Raw genomic sequence first — 8,350 nt, forward strand, 5'->3', positions numbered from 1 at the left:
TGGTCGATGCCTACCTCAGCGATGTCGGCTGGCGCGAGCGGGCGCTCGCCGATGCGGATGCGCCCGGCCGCACCAGCTGCGATCAGGCGGGCGATCTCGGCCGCGCTCGCACGTGCAGCACGGCGCAAGGCCTCGGCACGCGCCAGGCGCACGCCGCCGCTCGCATCCAGAGCGCCGTCACCGCCGGCCTGCCCATCACCGCCGTCGCTCTGTTCGCCCTCTTCACCCCCGGCCGTCGCCAGCGTCTCGTCGCGCGGGATCCGCCACAGCCGCAGCGGTGGTCCGGGGTCGCCCGGTGCTGCGCCGCCCTCCCCGGCCTCGGTGTCGTCGACCAGCGGCGTGCGCGGCCGGCTGCCGGCGCCGACCTGCACGTAATCCAGCCCGGTCATCATGAACACGGCCGGATTGGCACCGAACAGGCGGTTGCAGGCCTCGATCAGTGCGGGCGCCGAGCGCTGGTTGTGGGCCAGGGTGTAGCGCGCATCGGCACGCTCGCGCGCCATCAGGTAGGTAAACAGGTCGGCGCTGCGGAAGCTGTAGATCGCCTGCTTGGGGTCGCCGACCAGGAACAGCGTGCCGTGACGACCCTCGGCGCGGTAGATGCGGTCGAAGATGCCGAACTGCAGCGGGTCGGTGTCCTGGAATTCGTCGATCAGCGCCACCGGATAACGCGCATGCAGCGCCGCCGCAAGCCAGGGCTGGGCGCCACCGTGCAAGGCCTGGTGGGCATTCCACAGGATGTCGTCGAAGGCAATCTGGCGCTCGTCGCGCTTGCGCCGGCGCAGTGCTTCCGCCCCCGACTCGATGCAGCGCCGCAGCAGGCCCGCGCGCAAGCCGTCGAGCAGGGCTTCGGCCTCTGCACGGGCGGCGAGCAGCTCGGCGGCGGCATCGAAGAAGGGGTGGGCAGGCGGCGCCAGGCCACGCTTGAGGGCATCCTTCTTGCTGCGCGCGAGCAAGGTGTCGGCGGCAAGCAGGGCGAGCTTGTGGTCCTTTGGCAGCGGCGCGGAGACGTCGTGCGCGCCCAGCCAGTGCGCCCACTCGGCGCCCGCGCGCGCCACCGCATCGGCCTTGTAGCTGGTGGCGTTGAGGTGCTCGAGGCTGGCCAGCACGTGCTCGACCGCGGACTCGCGCTCGCCGGCCAGCGCACGCGCCGCGGCCCAGGCCGCATCCAGGCGCACCTGCGCGGCATCAACGGCAGCGGCACAACGGGCATCCTCAGCCGCGTGCGCGGCCTCGTCCCACAGCACGCGCGCGAGCGGGCGCGCCATGTGGCGGCCGAGGACGTCCGCCCACGCCTCGGGGCTGTCCCGGCGTGCCAGCAGGTGGGCGGCGAGCGCCGCGGGCAGCGCACCGCCGGCGAACTCGCGCCGCCAGAAGTCGCGCACCACCTCCAGGCGCAGCGCGTCGTCGTCCTCGACCAGCTCGAGCGCATAGGGCAGGCCGGCAGCGAAGGGCGTATCGGCGAGCGCACGCTGGCAGAAGCCGTGGATAGTGAAGATCGACGCCTCGTCGAAGACCTGCAGCGCATGGCGCAGGCGCAGGCGCATCAGTGCGGTGTCGACGCCGCGCGCCTGCACCGTCTCGATCAGGCGCGGCACGAAGGGGTCGCCGCCTGGGGCGGTGCCGTCGAGCACGCGCAGGGTCTCGGCGAGGCGGTCGCGGATGCGCCCCGACAGCTCGGCAGTGGCGGCCTTGGTGAAGGTGACCACCAGCAGCGACTCCACCCCCAGCCCGCGTTCGAGTAGCAGGCGCAGGTAGAGACCGCAGATGTTCCAGGTCTTGCCTGTACCGGCCGAGGCCTCGACCAGGCGGACGCCGTCGAGCGGGCAATGGAAGACGTCGAGTTCGGGAGCGGCGGACATGGCGGCGATGGTAACGGAGGGCGGCACGGCGGGGTACCGCAGGAGCGACGCAAGTCGCGAGTTTCTCGGGCAGTACCCCATCGCCACCGCCTTCAACCCCTCGCGGCTCGCGCCGCTCCCACGCAGGTGATCAACCGCGGCGGCGCACTGTAGGAGCGACGCAGGTCGCGAGCCTCTCGGGCAGTACCCCATCGCCATCGCCTTCACCCCCTCGCGGCTCGCGCCGCTCCCACGCGGGTGATCAACCGCGGCGGCGGGCTGTAGGAGCGACGCAAGTCGCGAGCTTCTCGGGCAACACCCCATCGCCATCGCCTTCAACCCCTCGCGGCTCGTGCCGCTCCCACGCGGGTGATCAACCACGGCGGCGGGCTGTAGGAGCGACGCAAGTCGCGAGTTTCTCGGGCAGTACCCCATCGCCATCGCCTTCAACCCCTCGCGGCTCGCGCCGCTCCCACGCGGGTGATCAACCGCGGCGGGGTGCTGTAGGAGCGACGCAAGCCGCGAGTTTCTCGGGCAGTACCCCATCGCCATCGCCTTCAACCCCTCGCGGCTCGCGCCGCTCCCACGCGGGTGATCAACCACGGCGGCGGGCTGTAGGCAAGCGTGCTCGGACTTGAATAAGCAATGCGTTTTTTCTTGGTTCAGGTCGCCAGGGCGGACAGATAGATTTCGTCCATCACCGACACCCAAACAAGGAGCCCGACCATGAAGTTCAGCCCGATCCGACGCAGCCTGCTCGCCCTCGCACTTGCCACCGGCCTTTCCAGTGGCCTCGTTGGCGGCGCCCAGGCGCAGACCACCTTGCTCAACGTGTCCTACGACCCGACACGCGAGCTCTACCAGGAATTCAACCCCGAGTTTGCCAAGCACTGGCAGGCCCAGACCGGCGAGACGGTGACGGTGCGCCAGTCGCACGGCGGCTCGGGCAAGCAGGCGCGCTCGGTGATCGACGGCCTCGACGCCGACGTGGTCACGCTGGCGCTGGCCTACGACATCGACGCCATCGTCGAACATGCGGGCAAGCTCGCGCCCGACTGGCAGAAGCGCCTGCCGCACAATGCCTCGCCCTACACCTCGACCATCGTCTTCCTGGTGCGCAAGGGCAACCCGAAAGGCATCCAGGACTGGGACGACCTGATCAAGCCGGGCGTCGAGGTCATCACCCCGAACCCGAAGACCTCGGGCGGCGCGCGCTGGAACTACCTGGCGGCCTGGGGCTATGCACTGCAGAAATACGGCAGCGAGGACAAGGCGCGCGAGTACGTGACCGAGCTGCTCAAGCACGTGCCGGTGCTCGACCCCGCTGCGCGCGGCGCCACCAACAGCTTCGTCCAGCGCGGCCTGGGCGACGTGCTGCTGGCCTGGGAGAACGAGGCCTTCCTGTCGATCAACGAGCTGGGGCCGGACAAGTTCGAGATCGTCGTGCCCTCGGTGTCGATCCTGGCCGAGCCGCCGGTCGCCGTGGTCGACGCCATCGTCGACAAACGCGGCACGCGCAAGGTCGCCGAGGCCTACCTCGAATACCTGTACTCGCCGGTGGGCCAGAAGCTCGCCGCCAAGCACTACTACCGTCCGGTCAAGCCCGAGCTCGCCGACCCCGAGCACGTCGCCCGCTTCCCCAAGGTGAACTTCATCACCATCGAGGACCTGGGCGGCTGGCAGGCGGCGCAGAAGAAACACTTCTCGGACGGCGGCACCTTCGACCAGATCTACGCCAAGTAAGGCAAGGAGCGCATACATGACCATCCAGGCAATCAACGTCCGCAACCAGTTCCGTGGTCGGGTGAAGGAGATCATTCGCGGTGACGTCGTTAGCGAGGTCGATGTCGAGACCACCTCTGGGATCGTCACCTCGGTCATCACCACGCGCTCGGTCGACGAGCTCGGGCTCAAACCCGGCTCCGAGGTAGTCGCGCTGGTGAAGTCCACCGAAGTATCGATCGCCACGCTTTGAGGTCAGTGTGCATCAGACCGTGTTGATCGTCCCCGGCTACCGCGGAAGCGGCGCGGGCCACTGGCAGACCTGGCTCGAAAGCGAGTTGCCAGACACACGCCGCGTCACCGGGATCGACTGGGATGCGCCGCTCCTTGCACGCTGGGCGGGTGAGGTGCGGCGTGAAATCGACGCATCGGCAGGCGCGGTATGGATCGTAGCGCACAGCTTCGGATGCTTGGCCAGCCTGGTGGCCGCCGTAGATCGACCGCAGAGGGTGGCCGGCCTGCTGCTGGTCGCACCTGCGGATCCAGAGCGTTTCGAGCTGCTTGGCCTACGGACCGAACCCCAGCGGGTCACCGGGGTCGCGCAATTCCTACCGCAGTCCAGCCTCTCCTGCCCCAGCTTCATGGTCGTCAGCCGCACGGATCCCTGGTTGAGGCCGGACGTGGCGCTCGGATGGGCGGAGCGCTGGGGAAGCAGACTGATTGACGTCGGCGACGCTGGTCACATCAACACCGAGTCCGGGCACGGCCCTTGGCCTCGGGCGCTCGGATTGCTTGCAGAGTTGCGCGAGCTTGCCGCGGACCTGCCGCTGGGCTGGATTGCACGCGACGCAAAGCCACCCTTGCGTGGGCGCAACAGCGCACTGGCCCGTCTTCGACATCAGACTCGACGCTGCCTCAACCTGCGCGGAACGGTCCAGTCAGCCGCAGTGGACTCCAGTCCCTACTGAGGTCTCCGGCGAGGACAGCCCTTGCGACGTGATTTCGAGGAGATTCAATCATGCTTCAAATTGCAGATTCAGATGTACGCGCGAAATCCGCACTGCATACCTTTGCACACCAGGCCACGGGGGAACCGCCAATCTTATGTCGCGTGCTCAGCGAAGCCGTAGCGGCGGGCTTGCCCTTTGCCGGCAGCGTGACGCCCCAGGAAGCCTGGAGCCTGGTTCAGGAAGGAGAGGCCGTGCTGGTAGATGTGCGCAGCGCGGAGGAACGCAAGTTCGTCGGCCATGTGCCCGAGTCGGTACATGTCCCGTGGGCGACCGGCTTGTCCCTGACACGCAATCCTCGCTTCGTGCGCGAACTGGAGGTCAAAGGGGGCAAGAGCCGGCCACTTCTGCTGCTGTGCCGCAGCGGCAAACGCTCGGCGCTGGCAGCAGAAGCGGCAGCGAAAGCAGGGCTGACGAACGTGTTCAATGTGAGCGAAGGCTTCGAAGGTGATCTGGACGAGAACCAGCGCCGCGGAGCCTTCAACGGCTGGCGTCACGCCGGTCTGCCGTGGGTGCAGGACTGAAAGCGGATCGCACCCGGACCTGAAGGGAGTCAATCAAGATGTCGCGCTGGTTCAACGATAACGCCGATTCGATCGGTGGCACGCCGCTAGTTCGCCTCAACCGCATCATCGGCAACGCGAAGGCGACGGTGCTAGCAAAGATCGAGGGACGCAACCCGGCCTATTCGGTCAAGTGCCGTATCGGGGCATCGATGGTGAAGGATGCCGAGGCACGTGGCCTGCTCGGGCCGGGCAAGGAACTGGTCGAGCCCACCAGCGGCAACACCGGCATCGCCCTTGCATTCGTCGCCGCCGCCAAGGGTATTCCACTGACGCTGACGATGCCGGAGACGATGAGCATCGAGCGCCGCAAGCTGCTGGTCGCCTATGGCGCCAAGCTAATACTGACCGAAGGCGCCAAGGGCATGGCCGGCGCCATCGCCAAGGCGGAGGAGATCGCCGCGTCGGCCCCGGACCGTTACGTGCTGCTGCAGCAATTCAAGAATCCCGCCAACCCCGCCGTTCATGAAGCCACCACCGGCCCCGAGATCTGGAACGACACCGACGGCGCCATCGACATCCTGGTGTCGGGCGTTGGCACCGGCGGGACGATCACCGGCGTGTCGCGTTTCATCAAGCTCACCAAGGGCAAAGCCATCCACACGGTGGCCGTCGAGCCCGCGGCCAGCCCGGTGCTGACGCAGGCGCGCAGCGGCGAACCGCTCAAGCCCGGGCCACACAAGATCCAGGGCATCGGCGCCGGCTTCGTACCCCAGGTGCTGGAGTTGTCGCTGGTCGACAGCATTGAGCAGGTGAGCAACGAGGAGGCGATCGAGTACGCGCGCCGTCTCGCACGCGAGGAAGGCATCCTGGCTGGCATCTCCTGCGGTGCGGCGGCAGCGGTCGCGGCTCGCCTGGCGCGGAAACCGGAGAACGAGGGCAAGACGATCGTCGTCGTCCTGCCGGATTCGGGCGAGCGCTACCTGAGCTCAGCGCTGTTCGAGGGCCTGTTCGATGCATCGGGGATTGCGGCATGAACGCCCCGGGCCGCCCGCACTTCAGCGCCATTGCGCCCGCGGCCTGCCCTGGCGGCGGATGGGACCTCGAGCGCATCGTCGGCGAACTGCGCCAGGCGCGCGAACGCTGGCGGGAAAGCCAGCAACGCACATGCGAGTTCGGGGTACGCGAGTTCCCGTCGCGCGATGCGCTGCAGGACGTCGCCGCGGCGCTGTGCAGCGGCCTCTTCCCGATGCGGCTCGGCCCGGCCGATCTGTGCCATGAAGGCGAGGATTTCTACGTCGGCCATACGCTCCACCACGCGCTCAACGCCCTCCTGCACCAGGTGCGGCTCGAACTCGCCTACCGGGCACGACATGAGGCGGGCGAGGTGCGCAGCATCGTCGCACGCGCGGACGACATCGTGCGCCGCTTCGCCGCCGAATTGCCGCGCCTACGCGCGCTGCTCGACACCGATGTCCAGGCCGCTTTCGACGGCGATCCGGCTGCGCGCAGCGTGGACGAAGTGCTGCTGTGCTATCCGGGCGTCGTGGCGGTGATCCATCATCGCCTTGCCCACACCCTCTACCGACTAGGTGCGCCGCTGGTCGCCCGCATCCTGGCGGAGATCGCGCACTCCCAGACGGGCATCGACATCCACCCTGGCGCGCAGATCGGCGCTGGCTTCTTCATCGACCATGGCACCGGTGTCGTCATCGGCGAAACCGCCGTGCTCGGCAAGCACGTCCGGCTCTACCAGGCGGTCACGCTCGGCGCACGAAGCTTTGCCAGCGAGGCCGACGGCAGCCTCAGCAAGGGCGGCGCCCGCCACCCGATCGTCGAGGACAACGTGGTGATCTATGCCGGCGCCACCGTGCTGGGACGCATCACCATCGGGCACGGCTCGAGCATCGGCGGCAACGTGTGGCTCACCCGCAGCGTACCGCCCGGCAGTCACGTGACCCAGGCGAGCCTGCAACATGGGCCGGTTCGGGGCGGCGGCGACTTCATCTAGCCGCAGCCCGCAGTCGGGCGGCGCCCGCCCGGCCCAGATCCTTCCAAACGCGTCTTTTCATAACCCCTGCCGACGCAGGGACAAGGAGTCCATCATGGCTGCAGAAACCACGGTGCATCACGCGCTCGGCGATACCGCCGCGCGCCAGCTTGCCAACGCCACCAAGACCGTCCCCCAACTGGCGACCATCACGCCGCGCTGGCTGGTGCACTTCCTGCAATGGCTGCCGGTCGAGGCCGGCATCTATCGCCTGAACAAGGTCAAAAACCCGCAGGACGTGAAGGTGAGCTGCTCGCAGCGCGACGGCGAGGGCGAGCTGCCGCAGATCTTCGTCGATTACGAAGACCAGCCACGCGAGTACTTCCTGAACGCAGTCACCACCGTGCTCGACGTTCATACCCGGATCTCGGACCTCTACAGCAGCCCGCACGACCAGATCAAGGAGCAGCTCCGCCTGACGATCGAAACCGTCAAGGAGCGCCAGGAGTCCGAGCTGATCAACAACCCGGACTACGGGCTGCTGGCCAATGTCCATGACGATCAACGCCTGTCGACGCTTACCGGCGCACCGACCCCGGACGATCTCGACGACCTGCTGACCAAGGTGTGGAAGGAGCCCGCCTTCTTCCTCACCCATCCGCTGGGGATCGCCGCTTTCGGCCGCGAATGCACCCGCCGCGGCGTGCCGCCCCCGACCGTGTCGCTTTTCGGCTCGCAGTTCCTGACCTGGCGTGGCATCCCGCTGGTGCCCTCGGACAAGGTGCCGGTCGAGGACGGCAAGACCAAGATCCTGCTGCTGCGCGTGGGCGAGAAGCGCCAGGGCGTGACCGGCCTGTTCCAGCCCGGGGTCGCCGGCGAACAGGGTCCGGGGCTGTCGGTGCGCTTCATGGGCATCAGCCGCAACGCGATCGCGTCCTATCTGATCTCCCTGTACTGCTCGCTGGTCGTCCATTCCGACGACGCGCTGGCGGTGCTCGATGACGTTGAAGTGGGCAAGTACCATGACTACTCCGCACTCGATACCTACAAGTGACGGGGTGGCCGCCCTCGGCGGCGCACCTGCGGGCTTGCCCGACGTCGCGGTGCTGGCGCAGCTTGCCGGCGAGTTCTTCGCGGCGCTGCCCAACGGCAGCCCTGACCTGCGGCTGCCGTTCAGCCCGCCGCAGCCGGCACAGCCTGAGCTGGCGCTGGGCAACCGTGCCCCCGCACTGGCGCCGGCCGCCGGGACGCCGAGCGGCGCGCCCGAGGCGATCGTCGATCGCGCGC

8 protein-coding genes and 1 pseudogene are annotated in these 8,350 nt (G+C 68.2%); 8 read left to right on the top strand and 1 reads right to left on the bottom strand.

Going from position 1 to position 8,350, the window contains the following annotated elements; translation table 11 throughout:
• On the bottom strand, positions 1-1,862 hold a 1,862-nt coding region (locus B447_RS21160; protein ID WP_004248835.1), incomplete at its 3' end, for a UvrD-helicase domain-containing protein.
• A 705-nt stretch (positions 1,863-2,567) separates the two neighbouring features.
• Between B447_RS21160 and B447_RS21165 the strand changes: the two genes are divergently transcribed.
• The 8 genes and pseudogenes from B447_RS21165 to B447_RS21200 form a co-directional block, all read left to right on the top strand.
• Positions 2,568-3,584, top strand: a complete 1,017-nt coding sequence (locus B447_RS21165) for a sulfate ABC transporter substrate-binding protein (RefSeq protein WP_004248836.1) — start codon at positions 2,568-2,570, stop codon at positions 3,582-3,584.
• Between the two features lie 16 nt (positions 3,585-3,600).
• The gene (locus B447_RS21170) at positions 3,601-3,816 is read left to right on the top strand and encodes a TOBE domain-containing protein (protein ID WP_004248837.1); all 216 of its coding nucleotides are present in this window, start codon (positions 3,601-3,603) and stop codon (positions 3,814-3,816) included.
• Between the two features lie 19 nt (positions 3,817-3,835).
• Complete coding sequence (locus B447_RS21175) at positions 3,836-4,531, top strand: RBBP9/YdeN family alpha/beta hydrolase (RefSeq protein ID WP_232431697.1); 696 nt, start codon at positions 3,836-3,838, stop codon at positions 4,529-4,531.
• 143 nt (positions 4,532-4,674) lie between these two features.
• Entirely contained in the window at positions 4,675-5,094 is a 420-nt protein-coding gene (locus B447_RS21180; protein ID WP_332306974.1) for a rhodanese-like domain-containing protein, read from the top strand.
• 38 nt (positions 5,095-5,132) lie between these two features.
• Positions 5,133-6,110: a cysteine synthase A gene (gene cysK / locus B447_RS21185; RefSeq protein WP_004248841.1), complete on the top strand. Its 978-nt coding sequence runs from the start codon at positions 5,133-5,135 to the stop codon at positions 6,108-6,110.
• Positions 6,107-7,084: a serine O-acetyltransferase EpsC gene (epsC, locus tag B447_RS21190; protein ID WP_004248843.1), complete on the top strand. Its 978-nt coding sequence runs from the start codon at positions 6,107-6,109 to the stop codon at positions 7,082-7,084. Before cysK ends, epsC begins: the two co-directional genes overlap by 4 nt.
• 94 nt (positions 7,085-7,178) lie before the next feature.
• Positions 7,179-8,117, top strand: coding sequence for a family 2A encapsulin nanocompartment shell protein (locus B447_RS21195; RefSeq protein WP_004248844.1), 939 nt, complete (start codon positions 7,179-7,181; stop codon positions 8,115-8,117).
• A pseudogene (locus tag B447_RS21200) lies at positions 8,086-8,350 on the top strand (family 2A encapsulin nanocompartment cargo protein cysteine desulfurase); the annotation flags it as partial. The gene B447_RS21195 and the pseudogene B447_RS21200, both read left to right, overlap by 32 nt.

Origin of the sequence: Thauera sp. 27 (genome assembly GCF_000310125.2) — a bacterium.
In the GTDB taxonomy this organism is placed as follows: Bacteria; Pseudomonadota; Gammaproteobacteria; order Burkholderiales; family Rhodocyclaceae; genus Thauera; species Thauera mechernichensis.